This is a genomic window from Nonomuraea sp. NPDC051191, assembly GCF_044455665.1.
GTDB lineage: Bacteria > Actinomycetota > Actinomycetes > Streptosporangiales > Streptosporangiaceae > Nonomuraea.
Window position 1 is genome coordinate 43,300 of the sequence record NZ_JBITEZ010000009.1, and the last position, 19,066, is coordinate 62,365.

At 71.1% G+C, this 19,066-nt stretch carries 10 protein-coding genes; all 10 read left to right on the plus strand.

All coding sequences use genetic code 11. From position 1 onward, the window contains the following. The first annotated feature begins 14 nt into the window (after nt 1–14). The 10 genes from ACIA8R_RS25805 to ACIA8R_RS25850 all read left to right on the plus strand — a co-directional run bounded on the left by ACIA8R_RS25805 (nt 15) and on the right by ACIA8R_RS25850 (nt 19,018). A complete protein-coding gene (locus tag ACIA8R_RS25805) occupies nt 15–1,490 on the plus strand; it encodes an alpha/beta fold hydrolase (RefSeq protein ID WP_397040809.1) in 1,476 nt (491 codons plus the stop codon). A gap of 13 nt (nt 1,491–1,503) precedes the next feature. Beyond that, entirely contained in the window at nt 1,504–10,797 is a 9,294-nt protein-coding gene (locus tag ACIA8R_RS25810; RefSeq protein ID WP_397040811.1) for an amino acid adenylation domain-containing protein, read from the plus strand. After that, entirely contained in the window at nt 10,775–12,193 is a 1,419-nt protein-coding gene (locus ACIA8R_RS25815; RefSeq protein ID WP_364098882.1) for an MFS transporter, read from the plus strand. Before ACIA8R_RS25810 ends, ACIA8R_RS25815 begins: the two co-directional genes overlap by 23 nt. Then, the gene (locus ACIA8R_RS25820) at nt 12,190–12,570 is read left to right on the plus strand and encodes a DCC1-like thiol-disulfide oxidoreductase family protein (protein WP_364098879.1); all 381 of its coding nucleotides are present in this window, start codon (nt 12,190–12,192) and stop codon (nt 12,568–12,570) included. Before ACIA8R_RS25815 ends, ACIA8R_RS25820 begins: the two co-directional genes overlap by 4 nt. 129 nt (nt 12,571–12,699) lie before the next feature. Further along, entirely contained in the window at nt 12,700–12,960 is a 261-nt protein-coding gene (locus ACIA8R_RS25825; protein WP_364098876.1) for an acyl carrier protein, read from the plus strand. Between the two features lie 9 nt (nt 12,961–12,969). Next, entirely contained in the window at nt 12,970–13,707 is a 738-nt protein-coding gene (locus ACIA8R_RS25830; RefSeq protein ID WP_364098873.1) for a thioesterase domain-containing protein, read from the plus strand. 36 nt (nt 13,708–13,743) lie between these two features. Further along, complete coding sequence (locus tag ACIA8R_RS25835) at nt 13,744–14,832, plus strand: EamA family transporter (protein ID WP_364098870.1); 1,089 nt, start codon at nt 13,744–13,746, stop codon at nt 14,830–14,832. A gap of 64 nt (nt 14,833–14,896) precedes the next feature. Continuing rightward, nucleotides 14,897–15,616, plus strand: coding sequence for an aspartate/glutamate racemase family protein (locus tag ACIA8R_RS25840; RefSeq protein ID WP_357700337.1), 720 nt, complete (start codon nt 14,897–14,899; stop codon nt 15,614–15,616). Between the two features lie 26 nt (nt 15,617–15,642). Next, nucleotides 15,643–17,502 (plus strand): hypothetical protein, encoded by a 1,860-nt coding sequence (locus tag ACIA8R_RS25845; RefSeq protein WP_397040815.1) that lies wholly within the window; start codon nt 15,643–15,645, stop codon nt 17,500–17,502. Between the two features lie 25 nt (nt 17,503–17,527). Further along, a complete protein-coding gene (locus ACIA8R_RS25850; protein ID WP_397040817.1) occupies nt 17,528–19,018 on the plus strand; it encodes an MFS transporter in 1,491 nt (496 codons plus the stop codon). Nucleotides 19,019–19,066: the final 48 nt, after the last annotated feature.

The window sequence follows — 19,066 nt, forward strand, 5'->3', positions numbered from 1 at the left end:
AACGGTTAACGACATTGACGCATCTCCATTCCATTCTGTTCTGCATTCCCCATGCCGGCGGATCTGCCAGCTCCTTCGCGGGCTGGCACGGCCCGTTCGGGCACAGCGCGGAGGTACGGCCGATAGAACTGGCCGGGAAGGGCGCAAGGGCGGGCGAGACGCCGTACGCGTCGATCCAGGAGGCCGCGGAGGACGTCGCCGGCATCATCGAGAAGGAGTCGGCCGGCAGGACCTGGGCGGTGCTCGGCCACAGCATGGGCGCGCTCATCGCCTACGAAGCCGTACGCGTGCTGTCGGGACGTGGGCATCCCCCGGCTCAGCGGTTGATCGTCTCGGGATGTCCCGCCCCGCGGCAGCGGCCGGGCACGCGCCCGGACGAGCCGCTCGAAGGCGCGGGGGCCCTCGGTTTCCTTGAGCGGCTCGACGGCCTGCCGCCCGAGATCGCCCGAGACGGGGAGGCGGCCGAGTACTTCGCGGAGCTCGTCCGCCGCGACGGCCTGCTTCTGTCGGAGTATCGCTACACGCCGCCGACCGGCCCGCTCGACTGCCCCGTCACCGTGCTGACGGGTTCGGCGGATCCCATCACGATGGACACCGATCCCGCCGACTGGGAACTGGCGGTCGACCGGCCGGTGCGCATGTGCCGCGTGAACGGGCGAGGACATTTCTTCACGATGGAGAACCCCGCGGAGTGCGCCGCTCTGGTGCTCACCGAACTCGGCTGGACCGCGGCGCCCGAGGAGCGGGCCGCCCGGCTGTACCTGGATCTCATGAAGAAGACGCTGACCAACGTCATCTACGAGGACCCGCCCGTGCCCAGCGACTGGAGCCCGGGCTCCACCTATGACCGGGTCAATCGCAGCGCGGGTCTGGACTGGCCGAGCAAGGCCCACACCATGGTCGGGCTACGCCGGCTCGACAACGTCCAGGAATGCGTCGAGCGGGTGCTCCGCGACGGCGTCCCGGGCGATCTCATCGAGACCGGCGTCTGGCGCGGGGGCACCACCATCATGATGCGAGCCGTACTGGCCGCATGGGGGATAGAGGACCGGCTCGTGTGGGTGGCCGATTCCTTCCAGGGGATGCCCGAACCCACGCCGGACGCGCACCCCGACGACACGCGGCTCGCCACCCACGAGTTCAACCACTTCATCGGCGTGCCGCTGGAGACGGTGCAACAGAATTTCCGCGCCTATGGACTGCTGGACGATCAGGTCCGCTTCCTCCCGGGCTGGTTCAAGGACACCCTTCCGTCCGCTCCGATGAACCGGCTCGCCCTGCTGCGGCTGGACGGCGACCTGTACGACTCGACGATGGACGCGCTGGAGCACCTGTACCCCAAGCTCTCCCGCGGCGGCTTCGTCATCGTCGACGACTACTTCCTCAAACCCTGCCGCGACGCCGTCTACGACTTCCGCGACAGGCACGGGATCGAGGACGAGATTCGAGACATCGACGGCTATGGCGCCTACTGGCGCCGAGAGAACTGAGGGAGGCCCCGATATGTCCGGCGACTTGCCCATGACGACGACCGCGGCCGCCCAGGTGGAAGGTCCGCCGGTGGCCGACGACGGCGCCGCCCTCGCGGACACGTTGGCGGGCGCCCTCCTGCGCGCCGCGAGCGAGGCGCCGGACCACGGCGTGGTGATCGTCGCGCCCGACGGCCTGTCCAGCACCGTCCTCACCTATCCGGAGCTGCTCGAAGCCGCGCGTTCCGTGCTGGCCGGGCTGCTGCGGGCCGGCTGCGCGCCCGGGGACACGATCGTCCTGTACGGTCTGGACCTGGCGGACTACTTCCCCGCTCTGTGGGCCTGCCTGCTGGGCGGGCTCGTGCCGCTGCCCGTGGACGCGCGCCGTGACACGGCCTCCCGCACCCGATCGGTCGAACGGCTCCGCGGTGCGTGTGACGTCCTCGGCCGTCCTCGCGTCCTGACCGACGCGGCCGGCGTCCGGACGCTGGCGGGCGAGGACGATCTGCGCCCGATCGACGTCGCCGAGTGCCGGGCGGCGGCCGTGACGGACCTGACGCCGCCGCCCGCGCCCGGCGGGGCGGACACGGCGTTGCTCATGCTGTCGTCCGGCAGCACGGGAAAGCCGAAGCTCATTCCCCTGACGCACGCGGGCCTCGTCGACTTCGCCGCCGGAAATCGGCACATGGTGGGCTGGGAGCAGCAGGAGAAGACGCTCAACTGGCTGCCCCTCGACCTCAGCGCGAGCCTGCTGCTCTACCACGTGCTGCCGGTGTTCCTGCGGATGACCAACGTCCACGTGCCGCCGGAGGTCGTCCTCGCCCGCCCGGTGCGCTGGTTCGACCTGATCTGCGCGCATGGGGCGCACCACGCGTGGGCGCCCACGTTCGCCTTCCGGCTGCTGTGCTCCGCGCTCGCGGGCGGCGGGGAGCGGCCCGGCTGGGATCTGAGGCACGTACGGACGATCGTGAGCGGCGGTGAGCAGATCACGGTACGCGCCGTCGACGACCTGCTCGACGCGCTGGCCCCGTACGGCCTGCCGCGCGACTGTTTCGTCCCGGCCTGGGGCATGACCGAGACCTGCACGGGCATCACGTTCGGCCGGTACGGCGAGCCGGGCGGCGTGCATCGGCTGCGTTCATCGAGCCTGCACGGCAGGGTCGCGCCGGCCGGGCCCGACGTGCCGCACGAGGAGTGCGCCTCCTACGTCGCACTCGGACGGCCCGCGCCGGGCTCGGCCATCCGCATCGTGGACGACCGGCAGCGGCTGCTCACGGAGGGCGAGATCGGCCATCTGCAGGTGCGCTCCCCACGGGTGACGCCCGGCTATCTCCACGACGACGAGGCGAACGCGCGGGCGTTCCCCGAAGGCCGAGGCGGGCCGGAGAGCTGGCTGGCCACGGGGGATCTGGCGTACGTCCTGGACGGTCGGCTCGTGATGGTCGGCCGGCACAAGGACGTCATCGTCATCAACGGCGAGAACCACTCGTGCACGGCGATCGAGGCGGTCGTCGAGACCGTCGACGGCGTCGCGCGGGGAGCCGTCGCGGCCTGCGGGGTACCCGACGAGGCGCTGGGCAGCGAACGGCTAGCGATCTTCTTCGCCTGCTCGCCCGGCGACCGCACGGCCGACGAGATCGCCGGCGACGTGGGACGGACCGTCGTCCGCCGGCTGGGCCTGTTCGCCCACCACCTCGTGCCCCTGGCGCCCGAGGACTTCCCGCGCACACCGGGCGGCAAGCTGCGACGCGCCGACCTGGCCGCGATGGTGCCCCGGGGACGGCCCTCGGAAAGACCTCCGCGGGACGCCACCGAGTCCCCGGAGCTGCTCCGCCTGCTGCGCTCGGAGGTCGCCTCGCTCGGCGTGACCGTGGATCCGGGGGGCGCCGACGACCACCGGCCCTTCCACGAGTTCGGCCTGACCTCGGTCTCGATCGTGCGCCTGCACGCGCGCCTCGACGAGGTGCTCGGGCGCGAGCTGCCCGTCCACGCCCTCTTCGAGCACCCGTCGATCGCCGAACTGGCGGCGTTCCTCGACCGGCGCACGAGCGAGCCGGACCGCGGCACGAGGCGGCCGTCCGCCCCGGACCCGCGGATGGCCGTCATCGGGATCGGGCTCAGGTTCCCGGGAGCCCGCACGGCCGGGGAGTACTGGGAGAACCTGCGCCGGGGAAAGGACTGCACGACGGCCTCTCCCGGACTGACGCGCCGTGGAATGCTCGACGACGTCTTCGCGTTCGAGCCCCGGTTCTTCGGCATGAGCCCGAAGGAGGCCACCCTCACCCATCCCGGGCACCGGCTGTTCCTGGAATGCGCCTACGAGGCGCTGGAGGGGGCGGGATACGCCGCCGATGGCGCGGACGCCCGCGTCGGAGTGTTCGCCGGTGAGGGGATGACCCTGCTCGGGTACCAGTCGCCCGCCTCGGGCGGCCGGCCGGCCGGAGGACTCACGGACGCCATGCAGGCCGCGATCGGCAGGCAGAGCGACTTCCTGGCCTCGACCGTCTCGTTCCGGCTCGGCCTCACCGGGCCGGCGATCGGCGTCCAGACGGCCTGCTCGACGTCTCTCACCGCCGTGCACCTCGCGATCCAGGCGTTACGCGCCGGCGATGCCGACATGGCGCTGGCCGGCGCGGCGGCGATCAACCTGCCGCAGGACTCGCGGTACGTCCACCACCCCGAGTCCGTGCTCTCCCCGACCGGGATGTGCCGGCCGTTCGACGCCGGGGCGGACGGCACCGTCCCGGGAAACGGGGTCGGCGTCGTCCTGCTCAAGCCCCTCGCGGCGGCGATCGAGGACGGAGATCCCGTACTCGCGGTGATCTCCGGCACGGCCGTCAACAACGACGGCCGGCGCAAGGCGGGTTTCACCGCCCCGAGCGTGCAGGGCCAGGTGGACGTCGTCCGCACCGCGCTGCGACGTGCCGGCCTCCGCGGCGACGACCTCGGCTATGTCGAGGCGCACGGCACGGGCACCCCGGTCGGCGACCCCATCGAGTTCGAGGCTCTCAGCCGGGCACTGCGCTCGGACTCGGGACGCGTGGGCTTCTGCGCGCTCGGATCGGTCAAATCGAGCGTCGGCCATCTCGACACGTGCTCGGGCATCGCCGGCCTGATCAAGGTCGTGCTGATGCTCGGGCACCGCGAACTGGTGCCCACACCCAACCTCTCGACGCCCCATCCGGCGCTGAACCTGGGAAGCAGCCCCTTGACCCTGGCCGCCTCGCCCCGGCCGGTGCCCTGGACGCCCGAAGGCTCGCAGCCGCTGCGTGCCGGGGTGAACTCGCTCGGCGTGGGCGGCACCAACGCCTTCGTGGTCGTGGAGGAGCCGCCCGCGCGCGTCCTCTCCACGTCAGGTGAGCGCTCCTACCCGGTGCCGCTGTCAGGGCGTACCGAGGAGGCGGTCCGCCGGACGGCGGCCCGGATCGCGGACTGGCTGGTCCGGCATCCGGACGTGACCGTGCCCGACGTGGTGGCCTCGCTGGCACGCCGTCCCGCCTTCGAGGTACGCGCCGCCGTGGTCGCCGCGTCCGTGGCGGAACTCGTGCCTTCCCTACGCGCCTGCCAGGTCCCGGCAGCCGGTTCCGCGCCGCCGCGGGACGGCTCGCTGGCCTTCGTCTTCTCGGGACAGGGCAACGCCCACCACGGCATGGCGCGTGACCTCCACGCGTCGTTGCCGGTGTTCCGGAGCGTGCTCGACGAGTGCGAGCAGGCCCACCTGGAACACACCGGCGTCAGCCTCTCGGACGCGCTGCTCGGCCGGCGGGGAACCGGCCCGCTTCCCAACGACCTCGCGCAACCGGCGTCGTTCGCCTTCCAGGTCGCGCTCGCCGCCCAGCTTCGCGACTGGGGCGTGGAGCCGGAGTACGTGTGCGGGCACAGCCTCGGCGAGATCTCCGCGCTGTGCGTGGGCGGCGCCCTTTCCGTCCGCGAGGGCGTGCTGCTGACCGCGCGGCGCGGCCGGCTGATGGAATCGGCCGTCGCGGAAGGCGGCATGCTGGCCGTACGCGGGGACGCGGCGCTGATCGAGCGTCTCGCCCGCGACAGCGGGCTGGAGATCGCGGCGCACAACGGAGCTCGTGAGTTCGTGCTCTCCGGCACCGTCACGGCGGTCCGGCGCTGCGAACGGCTCCTGACGGAGGCGGAACTGGACTGGCGCCGCCTGGAGGTGAACCGGGCGTTTCACTCGGCCCTGCTCGACCCCATGCTGGAGGAGTGGGAGCGTGCCGTCTCCGCCCGCACACTGTCGCCGCTCAGGGTGCCGCTGATCTCGTCGGTCGACGGCGCGGTGCTGCCCGCCGGTGACGCACCCGATCCCCGCTACCTCGTACGACAGGCGCGGAACGCGGTGCGCTACGACCGGGCCGTGTCCTCGCTGCGGGACTCCGGATGCCGGTCATTCCTGGAGATCGGCCCGAGAGACGAGCTCGCCGCTCTCGGGCGCCGGCTGACGCCGGACCTGGACTGGTCGTCGGCGCAGCGACGTGGGACGGAACCACTCAAGGCGCTCGCGCTCGCCGTGGGCGAGCTGCACGTGGCGGGACGCCCGGTGGCGTGGAGCCGGGTCGCCGCGGAAGGCCGGCGTGCCGCCCTGCCGGGCCATCCCTTTCAGCGCACGGACATCCCCTACACCGGGCACGAGGAGAAGGTAGCTGTGAACGGTCCTCTCACCATCATCCGGTCGTTGACGGCGGAGCGGCTCGGCCTCGCCCCCGGCGACGTCGATGTGGACGCCACCTTCGTGGCGCTGGGCGGCGACTCGTTGTCGATGGTCTCGCTGACCAGGCAGGTCGCCAGGGAGTTCGGGGTACGCGTGCCGCTGCGCGCCCTGTTCGACGAGGCCGACACGCCACGCAAGCTCGCCGACTCCGTGACCGGAGGCGTCGATGTGGACGTCCCGCCGCCGCCCGCCCCCGGGAACGGGCCCGACGTCGCGGCGACCGAGCTCACCGATGTGTACGCGGCGCAGCTCAGGCTGGCCGAGGGCATGGTGGACAAGGTGACCGGGCTGATCGCACGGCAACTCGACGTGCTGGCCGCACGACCGGCGCCGCAGCCACCGGCTCAGGTCGTGTCCCCGGAGGCTCGGGCCGTGGCTCCACCGCCCGCCGCGGCCGTCCCCGTCACGACCGCTCCCGCACGGTCGCGGCCGGACGCCGCCGCGACGGGAGCGTGCGACTTCAGCCTCTACTTCTTCGGCAACTATCCAGACCAGGACGCGAACGCCAGATATGCCCACATCGTGAGCGCCGCGGAGTACGCCGACCGCCACGACTTCCACGCCCTGTGGATCCCCGAGCGCCATTTCCACTCCTTCGGCGGCCTGTTCCCCAACCCGTCGGTGCTGGCAGCCGCGCTGGCGACCCGCACGTCAAAGGTCCGGCTCCACGCCGGCTCCGTCGTCCTGCCGCTCCACGACCCGATCCGGGTCGCCGAGGAGTGGTCCATGGTCGACAACCTGTCGCAGGGGCGCGCCGGCCTCTGCGTGGCCTCGGGGTGGCACGCGAACGACTTCGCGCTGGCGCCGGCGAGTTACGCCGACCGCCGTGACCTGATGGTCGAGCGGCTCGGCACCGTGCGGCGGCTCTGGGCGGGCGAGAAGATCTCCGTCACCTCCGGCACGGGTGAGAGCATCGAGGTGGGGCTGTTCCCGCGTCCGGTTCAGCCGCGGCCTCCGCTCTACGTCGCCGTGGTCGGCAACCCGGACAGTTACCGCCGGGCGGCCGAGAACGATCTGGGCATCGTCACCAACCTCATGTCACAGAGCGTCGACCAGCTCGCGGCGAACATCGCCCGCTACCGGGACGCGCGGGCCGAGCATGGTCTCGATCCGGCCGCCGGCCGGGTCGTCGTCCTGATGCACACCTATGTCGGCGACGACCTGGACCGGGTCCGCCGGGAAGCGGCCGGGCCGTTCCGCGAGTATCTCCGGGCTTCGCTGCATCTGCTCGGCGACCTCGCCGGCAGCCTGGGCATCGAAGGGGACGTCACCCGGGCCGACCAGGCGGACGTGGAATACCTGCTCGACGAGGCGTACGAGCGCTACTGCCGCGACCGTGCGCTGATCGGCACTCCGGAGAGCTGCCGCCCGATCGCCGACTCGCTGATCGCCGCCGGCGTGGACGAGATCGCCTGCTTCGTCGACTTCGGGCTGCCCGGCGAGCAGATGCTCGCGGGGCTGCCGGGGATTTCCACCCTCCGGGCGCGGGCCGCCGCGCCACCCGCGCGGAAAGAGGTGGAGCAGCGGGCGCAACCTCCCGCTCCGGCCTCCCCGGCGCAGCGGCGGCTGTGGATCGTCGAGCAGATGTATCCCGGCCGTCACGACTACTGGGAGCCGAAGGGAATCCTGCTGGAGGGCGCGCTCGACGTCGAAGTGCTGCTCGACGCCCTGCGGCAGGTGATCGCCCGCCATCCGCAGCTACGCTCCCGGTTCCGGGAGGTCGACGGCCGGATTCAGCAGTCGTTCCACGCGCCGGGTCCGGTGCGGTGCCCTGTCGTGGACCTGACCGGCCGCACCGTGGAACAGGCGCACGCCGAGCTGGCGCGGGAGCTGCGCGGGCGGAGGCCGGATCTGTCCGAGGGGCCGCTGGTCCTCGCCACCCTGGCCGTGCTCGGTGAGGGCCGCCACTTGTTGTTCCTGCTGGCGCACCACATGGTCTTCGACTCCTTCTCCACCGGAGTGTTCGCCCGGGACCTCGCGGCCTTCTACCGGGCCTGGCCCGGTCGGCCCGCGGATCTTCCCGCGCTTGCCGCCTCGGTGGCAGCCCGTCCCGAGCACACCCCCGGCGATCTCGCCTTCTGGACCGGGGAGCTGGCCGGTGCCGAGGTCCTCGCCCTTCCGACCGATCGCGCCGTCGCGGGCTCTCACGTGGTTCAGGGCGCATGTCTGACCCGCGAGTTCGGTGACCGGCTGGCCGCGGGCGTCGAGTCGTATGCCCGCGATCACGGGGCCACGACGTTCATGGTGATCCTGAGCGCGCTCGGCGCGGTCTTCGCGCGGATGGCCGGCCAGGACGACTTCATGCTCGGCACGGCGGTGACCGACCGGCCGGAGGGCACCGAGCACCAGGTGGGCATGTTCATCAACACGTTGGCGCTGCGCATGGACGTGACGGGCGACCCGAGCTTCCCCCAGCTGGTACGGCGTGTCCGCGACCGGTGCGCACGCGCCTACGAGCACCAGAACGTCCCGTTCGACGACCTGGTGACCGCGCTCAACCCCGAGCGGGTCGCCGGCGCCAACCCCCTGTTCGACGTGATGATCGAGTACGAGAGGGCGACCGGTCTCGACTTCGACCCGCCGCGCGTGCGCGCCGAGATCGTGGACGCCCCGGCGGACCGGGCGCCGTTCGCCCTCACCTTCTACCTGACCAGGCACGAGACCGGACTGCGGTGCGCGGTCGAGTACGACTCGGCGCTGTTGGACGCGTCCACGGTGGCACGCGTCCTGGACTACACCCGTGAGGTGCTCGACCGGGCGCTGACCGACGGCGCGGCGCCGCTGTCCGCGCTCACCCGGCTCACGGCGGCCGACCGCGACGTCCTGGAGGCCCGCCAGGCTCCGGCGAAGGCGCCCGAGCCGCCCTTGTGCCTGCACCACCTCGTCGAGGAGCAGGCCCGGCGCACCCCGGAGGCGACGGCGATCGTCGGCGACGAGGGACGGCTCACCTATCGGGAGCTCGACGAGGCCGCGAACGCCCTGGCCGGCGCCCTGGCGGAGCGGGGCCTCGGCCGAGGGGACCGGGCAGCCGTCCGCATGGCTCCGGGCGCGAATCTGATCATCACGCTTCTCGCCGTGCTCAAGGCCGGCGCCGCGTACGTCCCGCTGGACGTCTCACTGCCGAAGAGCCGCATCGACTTCTGCCTGGAGGACAGCAAGGCGGCTCTGCTGGTCGTGGACGAAGGCTTCGCCGGTTCTCCATGGGAGCCGACGTTCGTGGTCGACGACACCGTCCGCACCTCGTTCGCCGCGGAACCGCCGCGGGTGTCCAGCACGCCGGAGGACATCGCCTACTGCGTCTACACCTCCGGCTCCACCGGCAGGCCGAAGGCGGTGCAGGTGCCGCACCGCGGCCCGGTGAACCTGGCGCGCTGGCAACTGCGCAACCATTCGCCGCTGCGCACCCTGCAATGGACCTCCGTCGCCTTCGACGTCAGCGTGCAGGAGATCTTCGGGACCCTCGCCTCCGGGGCGGCACTGGTCGTCGTGCCGGAAGGCGTGCGCGGCGACGCGCAGGCGCTGGGCGCCGCTCTGAACCGGCACGCCGTGCAGCGGCTCCACCTGCCCTGCACGGCCCTGAAACACCTGGCCGAGTGCGATCTGAAGGCGCCGTCCCTGCGCGAGGTCCTCAGCGCGGGCGAACCGCTCACCGTCACCGCCGCGCTGAGACGGTTCCTCGACGCGCATCCGGGCGTCCGGCTGTTCAACCAGTACGGCCCGACCGAGACCTCCGTGATCGTCACCAGTCACGAGGTCACCGACCTCGACAGCCCGCTCGTGCCGATCGGCCGGCCCATCGACAACGTGCGCGTCCAGGTCATGGACGGCAACGGCCAGGAGGTGCCGATCGGCGCGATCGGCGAGCTGTACGTCGGCGGGGCGGCCGTCGCCCACGGGTACCTCGACGATCTCGCCCTCACGAAGAGGCGCTTCCTGCCCGGCGCCGAAGGGCCGGTCTACCGCACGGGCGACCTCGTACGGTGGCGTGCCGACGGCGATCTGGAGTTCCACGGCCGTCAGGACCAGCAGGTGAAGATCCGCGGCCACCGGGTCGAGCCCGGGGAGACCGAATGGGCGCTCGGGCGGCTGGCCGAGGTCCAGAACTGCGCGGTGCTCGTACGCCCCGACGCCTCCGGCGATCCGCAGCTGGTCGCCTACGTGGTGATCGAGCCCGGGACGTTCTCGCAGGAGCGGCCGTGGAACGTCGAGCTGCGCGACAGCCTGCGCGCGCTGCTGCCGTCGTATCTCGTGCCGGACAAGTGGATACGCGTGGACGAGCTGCCGATGAACGCCAACAGGAAGTTGTCCCCCGCCGACCTCCCCGACCCTGTGGAGGAGGACGGGGCAGCCGACGGGGACAAGCCCGTCACCGCCGTGGAGGAGGCGCTGCACGAGATCTGGTGCGCCGAGCTGGAACTCCGCGCGATGCCGGTGACCCGGTCCTTCTTCGACGCCGGGGGCAACTCGCTGAAGGCGCTGCGGGTCATCACGTTGATGCGGGAGCGGTTCGGCTACCAGTATCCGCTGGCCGACTTCATGGCCGAGCCGGACATCCGATCGGTGGCCGGCCGCCTGGAGGTGGCGAATGACGTCGCCGCCGTCCACTGACAGCCCACCTCGTGAGGCGCGGAGCAGGGCGTTCATACCGTCGCTCACCCTGTCGGGCTTCACCGTCTCGCTCATCAACATCCTGCCGGTCCCGCTGCTGCCGAGCCTGCCGGAGATGCTGGGCACCACGCCGGCGTCCGTGTACTGGACGGTGACGGCGACGCTGCTGGTCGCCGCCGTGTCCACGCCGATCTGCGGGCGCCTGGGCGACATGCTGGGCAAACGCCGGGTGCTGCTGTACTGCCTGGGCCTGATGGTCGTCGGCTCGGTGATCTGCGGCTGCGCCGGCTCCGCGGCGACGCTGATCGGCGGACGCGCCCTGCAGGGCTGCGCGGCGGGGGCGCTGCCTCTCGGGCTGAGCATCATGCGGGACCAGCTTCCGGCGCGGCGGCTCGGGCGGGGACTCGCCGCCATGAGCGCCTCGGTCGGGCTCGGCGGGACCGTCGGGTTCCCGCTGGCGGCGTTCATCTCCGAGCACGCGGACTGGCATGCGCTGTTCTGGCTGGTAGTCGCCTTGGGCGTGGTCCAGGTGTCGCTGGTCGCGTTCTTCGTGCCCGAGAGCGGCATCCGGCACGGCGGGCGTTTCGACTGGATCGGCGCCACCTCGTTGTCGGCCGGGCTGGTGTGCGTTCTCGTGGCCCTGTCGAAGGGCCACGACTGGGGGTGGACGAGCCCCGCCATCCTGGGCGCCGCCGTCGTGGGCACGGTCGTCATCGCCTGCTGGGCGCGGTACGAGTCACGCGTCGGCCAGCCGCTCGTCAACCTGCGCACGCTGCGCGCTCTGCCGATGCTCCTGACCAACGTGGTCACGTTGCTGGTCGGCTTCGCGATGTTCGTGCTGTCCCTCGTGGTGCCCCAGATGTTGCAGGCACCGCCGGGTACGGGGTACGGCGCGGCGTGGTCCATGGTCGAGGCGGGGCTCGCGCTCGCTCCGGCCGGGATCGCGATGGTGGCCGTCGCCCCGGTGTCCACGCGGATCGTCGTCAGGTTGCGGAGCAGGGGCGTGCTCCTGCTCGGTTGCGGAGTCGTCGGCACCGGCTACGCGCTCATCATCCCGCTGTCGGGATCGTCCTGGATCGTTCTCGCCCCTGCCGTCGTCGGCGTCGGGCTGGGCCTGGCATTCTTCGCCATGCCCGCCATCATCGCCGCGACCGCCCCCGCTGCCGAGATAGCCGCGGCCAACGGGTTCAACACCCTCGTCCGGCAGCTCGGCGCCGCGCTCTCCAGCGCGTTGACGAGTGCCGTCTTCGCCAACTACAACGCCCGAGTCCCGGTGGGCGGCGTCGTGCACCTCTACCCGTCGCGTACCGGCCTGACGATCGCCCTGCTGGCCGCCTGCGCCGCCTGCGCCGTGGCCGCGGTGGTCACGACCTGCATTCCGAGGGATGTGTCATGAACGACCGGCTCCAAGACCCGCGGGGGACGCTCATCTTCGACGGCGACTGCGGCTTCTGCACCTCGGTGGTGCGGCTGCTGTCGCGGCACGTCGCACCCGGCGTCGACTACCGTCCCTGGCAGCGAGAGGACCTCGACGCGCTGGCGCTCACGGTCGAGCAGGTGACGCGCGAGGTGTGGTGGCTGCACCCGGCCGAGACCCGCGCCGGGGGCGCGCGGGCGTTCGCCAGAGTCCTGCGGCACGGACGTCGGCCGTGGCCGATCGCCGGACGGCTGATGGAGCTGCGGCCGATCGCCGCTCCGGCCGCTCTCGTCTATCGCTGGATCGCGCGCAACAGGAGCAGGCTGCCCGGCGGCACCCCCGCCTGCCGGTTGTAAGGCCGTCGCCCCTCTTCGTGAGGGGGCGGGAGTTGCCTTCGTTCTGCCGATGGAACTACCCATCGAATCGTCCGGTGCTGCCTAAAGTGTTCATCGATGAAGCCGCCCCGCATTTGGACGAAGTGACCCATGGAAAACGAACGGCAGCAGGCATTGTCGAGGATATTCGCGGACGTGCTGGAGGTGGCCGAGGTCGGAGCGGACGACAACTTCTTCGACCTCGGCGGAAACTCCATCATGGCCATGAAGATCGTCAATCGGGTGCGTGACGAACTCGACGGGAAAGTGACGGCCCGCCTCTTCTACCGGTGGCCGACGATTGCCGGGCTCGACCAGAACGTGGAATTCGGGGTGGCGCCCGGTGACCCGATGACACGTTATCCGGAATAGGAGCGCGACATGACGCGTATATCGATCATCAAGCATGAGCGTTCGCCCGCTCCTGAAACTCGGCTCTTCTGTTTTCCGCACATCGCGGGCGGCCCGGCCATGTTCGCGAGCTGGGCCGAGGCGTTGCCGCCGGAGATCGAGCTGTGCGTGCCTCTGCTCCCCGGCAGGGAGCGGAGTTTCGGCCGGGCGCCGTTCACCGACATCGAGGACCTGTGCGCGGCGCTGCACGAGGCGGTCGGCCCTGCCATGGACATTCCGTCGGTCTTCTTCGGCGACTGTCTCGGCGCGCTGGTGGCCTTCCGGCTCGCACAGCGGCTCCAGGCCGCCGGGAAGACCGGCCCGCGCATGTTGATCGTGCAGGGTGTGGGCGCGCCCCAGACTCTCGCGGAGACGGAAATGGGATATCCGCCGTCCGACGCGGCCACCGGTGAGCTGGTGGACTACCTGAAGCGGGCCGGCGACACCGATTCCGCGTTGCTGGACGACCCGGACTGGGTGGAGATCCTGGAGCCGGCGCTCCGCGGGGATCTGGCCATCGCGGAGAGCTTCCGTCACCACGCCGCCCCGCCGCTGACCGTACCGATCTCCGTCGTCGTACGTGACCAGGCCAGAGCGACGATCGCCGACTTCTCCCTGTGGGCCGGCCTGACCGACTCGGAGTTCACCCTGCGCGTGCTGCCTCCCGGCCCCCGGGAATGGGAGCGGACCGCCGCGGCGGTGGGTCGCCAGATTTCCCGGACGAGCTAGTCGAAGGGCTGTCCAGTGCATCATCGAGTGCGGGCCGTGGGCCTGATCATGGCCTTGACCTCCGCCTGTTGCTTCGGCTTCGCCGGGGTCGCGGCGAAGGCCCTCGGTCATGTCGGCCTGGGATCGCTGCAGGCGGTGTGGATTCGGCTGCTCATAGGTTCCTGCCTGCTCGTGCCGTTCGTGCTCCTGCGGCGGCGGGACGCTCTGCGCGTCCCCCGGTCGGTGCTGCCGGCCATGGCCGCGTACGGTCTGCTGGCGGTGGCCGGCGCGCAGGGCATGTTCTTCGCCGCGCTTTCCCGGATACCGGTGGGCATCGCCCTTCTGATCGTCTATCTGGCGCCCGTCCTCGTACTGCTCTGGGTGCGCGTCATGTGGCGGCGGAGGATCTCCTCGCACGCCGTTCTCGGCGCCGTTCTGGTGACGATGGGACTGGCGTCGGTCGTGCAGGTGCGGGCGGGTGCGGGACTCGACCCGCTCGGCCTCTTGTTCGCTCTGTCCGCCGCCTGCTGTCTTGCCACGTATTTCCTGCTCAGTGAATCGCTGGCCGGAGTCGACGTGCTCGGCCTGCTGGTCTGGGGGCTCGGTGGCGGCGCCCTCGTCCTGACCCCCGTGGCCGCGCCATGGAACATCCGCTGGGCGGCATTCCTGGAGGACGTACCGGTCGGCGGCTGGCAGGTGCCCGTTGTCGGCGTGCTCGCGTGGCTGGTGCTGGTGAGCACGATCGCGGCCTACCTCACGGGCATGGGCGCGGTCAGGCGCCTGTCGTCCCCGCTGGCCAGCGTTCTCGCCAGCCTTGAGGTCCTGGTGGCGGCCGTGGTGGCACTGATAGCGCTGGACGAGCGGCTGTCGTTCGTGCAGTGGTGCGGCATGTTTCTCGTGCTCGCCGGTTCGTTCCTGTCCAACCGGGCCGCGAAAGAAGGTGGGGGGAAGCCGGGGCGGAGCCGTCCGGACGATGCCGAAGGGCCGCGTGCGGTCGTGGACGCCGACCCGGTCGCACGCCCGGCGGCACTCGGCCGTCACGCCGTCACCGTCTCCCGTACCGGCTTCGACGACCCCGCGCAGCGCCTTGTCACGGAGCTTCAGCCGCGCCTCCTGCACCCGACGCGGCAGCACGGCGAACACTGACCTCTCGTCCGCGCGACACCGTCCTCCAGGCTGCCGCCCCGACTATGTAACGGAATGGAGTCATATGCGTACCATCGGTCTTATTGGTGGGCTGAGCTGGGAGTCCACTGCGATCTACTACCAGATCATCAACCAGGAGGTCCGTGCCAGGCTGGGCGGAACCCACTCCGCGCGCAGTCTCATCTGGTCCTTCGAGTTCAGCAGCTGCGAGGAGCTCATCTTCGCCGGACGCTGGGACGAGGTCGGCGCCCTGCTCGGCGACGCCGGGCGGAAGCTGGAGGGCCTGGGCGCCGACACGCTGCTCATCTGCAGCAACACCTTCCATCGTGTCGCCGGGCAGGTCGCGCGGTCGGTGACCGTCCCGGTGCTGCACATCGCGGACGCCGTGGGCGCGGAGGTCCGCAACCGGGGAATGCGGAAGATCGGCCTCCTGGGCACCCGCTTCACCATGGAGGGGTCGTTCTACCGGGACCGCCTGGCCGCCAACGGCTTCGAGGTGGTCGTGCCGGAGTACGAGCAGCGGCTGGTCGTCGAACGTGTGATCTTCGACGAGCTGGTCCGGGGGGTGCTCAAGGAATCCTCCAGGGAGGTCTTCGGGCAGATCGTCGCCGACCTCGCGGCGAGGGGCGCGGAGGGCGTCATCCTCGGCTGCACCGAGATCGAGCTGCTGATCAGCGAGAAGGACACCAGCATCCCGGTGTTCCCCAGCGCCCGCTTGCACGCGGAGGCGGCCGTGGACTTCGCCCTGCACGCGGCCCGATTCGACGGCGCGTCAGCCGCTTGACGCACGGAAGGCAGGAGGTGGCTCGGATGAGCAGTCGCGAGGAGTCCGCGATCGTCGTGTCGACCGGGGACGCCCTGGTCTCCCGGTCCCGGTCCTGGGCTCCGGGCCAGCCCTTCCCGGTGCTGGACGGACCGAGTGTGGAGCGCTACCGGAGCGTGCTCCTGCGTCGCGGACGCCCGGAGTGGCCGGCGATCGACGGCAGCCCGCGGGACGGCGTCGTGTTGTCCGTGGGCGGCGAGGAGAGCGAGGCGGCGGCGGTCCTGCTGGCCAGGGCGACGGACAGGCCGCATGCCCACCTCGGCCTGAGTGAGCTCGCCGGGGCGATCGGCCGCCACGCGGACGAGCCGATCGCGCTGGTCGGCCTCGTCGACGACTTCGCCGCCCTGGGGGACTGGCCCGGCTGTCTGGCGCCGCGCCTCGGTGTCGTGACCGCCAGAGACGCCTCCTCGCTCAGTTGCCTGGTGTACCGGACGCTCACCCTTCATGCCCTGGGCCAGGCGCGCGACTTCACGATCCTGCATCCGGAGGACGAGGAGGCCGACAGCGCCGACGCGGTCGCGTGGGACGAACTCCTCTCGCTGAAGGACGAGCCGGTGCGTCTTCTGGCGATGCGCACCCATGGCATGGAGTGCGGCGCGAACCTGCCTGACGCGATCCTGTGCGGCAGATCCGACTACCTGGGGAAACCCCTTCCCGTGTTGAACGGGGAGCACCGCGCCGTGTCATGCCTCAGAGGAGCCGGTTGTTACCGTAAGGACCTCAAGGACGAGCAGCGCCTCCCCGTCGCCGACCTCGACGCCAGCGTGGTCCTCGCGCAGAGCTGTATGTCGGTGGCGGTCGGCAACAACGTCTTCCCCGGCGATGTCGGGTTCGGCGTGGGCTTCATGGCCGGCACGGCGGTCGCGGTCATCGGCACGATCGGCAAGCACCTCGACGACGCCGGCTTCATGCACGAGATGCGAGCCGGCCTGGCCGCCGGAGGCTCGCTCGGCCACGTTCTGGAGCAGGTCAACGAGCAGGCCATGCTCGTGGGAGGGGAGATGTCGCGGTTCGGGCTGCTGGGCGACCCTACGCTCGTGCTGAACCCCGACGCCGCGCCGGAGCCTCGTCGGCGGCCGGCCCTTCCGGACGAGCGCGACAACCGGGGGCTGGCTGAGCTGGCCTACATCAACACAGAGGTCATTCCCCGGCTGCTGCGGCTGCGCTGGCTCGACGTCGGGGTGCCGGAGGGAAGGATCGCCGAGCTGCGCAGGGGGATCAAGGCCGCGGCCGGTGGTCGGCGTACCGCCCCTCCGGAGACGGAGCTGGTCGCGGTGGCAGGGCAACTGGCGGCGGTTCAGGCCGAGGTCGCGACGTCGTTGATCCAGCAGATCCAGTCCTCTTGGTGGCATTTCACGCAAACCGCTCTGCCTGCTTTCGACAAGGTGAGCGAGGAGCCTCAGCGCTGTCCGAAGTGCAAGCTGGACAGCGCCTTCCTGGCCACGTTCGCGCATCGCATCGAGCCCGAGCTGAGGATCTCCACGGTTCAGTGCCGGCGGTGCGGAGACCTGTGGTGGTCCACCTCCGGCTCCACCGTCGCCTGGGAGGCCGAGCACGTCGTCTGGCTCAGGCATGACCGGCCCCGTGAGCTGACGGCCACCGTGTCCAACCACACGGGCAGGAGGCTCGCGGGCATGGTGGGCTTCGCGATCTCGGCCGGGAATTTCCTGAACCTGCCGGCGGGCTGGTCGGCGCGGTGCGACCTCGACCCCGGCGAGTCCCAGGACATCCCCTGGACCGTGACGGCCGCCTCAGGGGTCGTGCCGCACGAATACGAGGGCTGGTGTGTGCGGCTCTTCGACGGGGTCTACAGCGCGTCGACCATGCAGATGGAAGTGCTGCCGTAATCCGGACGCCGGAGGAAGGAACAGGATGGCTCGCGGTTCTCGGCGCTGGGGGATCCTCGGCGTTCTGTGCCTGTGCGTATGGATTCTCGTCATGGACAACACCGTGCTCAACCTGGCGGTGCCCGTCCTCATGGGCGACCTCGGCGCGGGGCCGGACGACGTCCAGTGGATCATCAACGCCTACGCCCTGGCCTTCGCCGGAATGCTGCTCACCTCCGGAAGCCTGTCCGACAGGTACGGGCGCAGGCGGTTCCTCATCCTCGGCCTGGTCGTGTTCGGCGGCGCCTCACTGGTCGCGTCACTGTCGGCCGAGCCCTGGCACCTGATCGCCGCGCGGGCCTTCATGGGGCTGGGCGGTGCGATGCTGATGCCGAGCACCCTGTCCATCCTGGTCAACGTCTTCGACGCCGGGGAACGCCGCAAGGCGTTCGCGGCGTGGAGCGCGGCGGCCATGATGGGGCTCATCGTCGGGCCGCTGGTCGGCGGATTCGTGCTGGAACACGCGCCCTGGGGCATGATCTTCCTGCTCAACCTGCCCCTCGCCGGGCTGGTCATCGCCGTTGCGGTCCGGCTCGTACCCGAGTCCAAGGGGCCCGCCCGCCGGCTCGACCCGGTCGGCGTGCTGTCATCGGCCCTGGGGATGACCGCCCTGATCTACGTGGTCATCTCGCTGCCGCGCGAGGGATGGGCGGCGCCGCGCTCACTCGTGGCGGCGCTGCTCGCCGTCGCCTCGCTGTCGGCGTTCATCTGGTGGGAGCGGCGCACGGATCATCCGATGCTCCCTCTGTCGCTGTTCCGCGACCGGCGCTTCAGCGGCGCGTCGCTCACGATCGTCCTGGTGGTCTTCGGCTCGGGCGCGCTGCTGCTCGTCCTCGCGCAGTACCTGCAGTTCGTACGGGGGATCAGCCCGGTCGCCGCCGGGCTGGACCTGCTGCCCTACGTCGTCGCGTCCGTGCTCGGCAATGTGGCGAGCGGGGCGCTGGGCAAGAGGATCAGCAACCAGTCCCTCATCGCCGCGGGGTTCGCCGGGGCGGCGGCGGGATTCGTCCTGCTGGCGTTCATCGACAGCGGCGCGGACGGGGGCCTGCTCCCCGCCGGCCTGGTGATCATGGGGGTCGGTGCGGGGCTGGCGAGCCCGGCCGCGTACACCTTGCTGATGGGGGTCGTGCCGGAGGAGCACGCCGGGGTCGGATCGGCTCTCAACGACACCGTTCAGCAACTGGGGATGGCCCTGAGCGTGGCGGTGCTGGGAAGCGTGCTGGCCTGGAAATACTCGTCCTCGATGCCGGCGGGTGCCCCGGCGGCGGCGAGGGAGTCCATCGCCGGCGCCCTGGACACGGGCGACGCCACGCTGGTCGCGGCGGCCAAGTCCGCGTTCCTGTCCGGGATGTCGCTCACCCTGGTGATCGGCGCCGCCTGTTGCGTGGTCGCGATGATCTCGGCGATGAGCGTTCTCAGATCTTCCTCCGCCGTGCCGATGCCTGATCCCGAGACCGGAGCCGTGCGGGCCCCGTAGCAGCCTTTTCTCGTCCGATTCACCTTTTACTCTGACGAACGGAGCTGG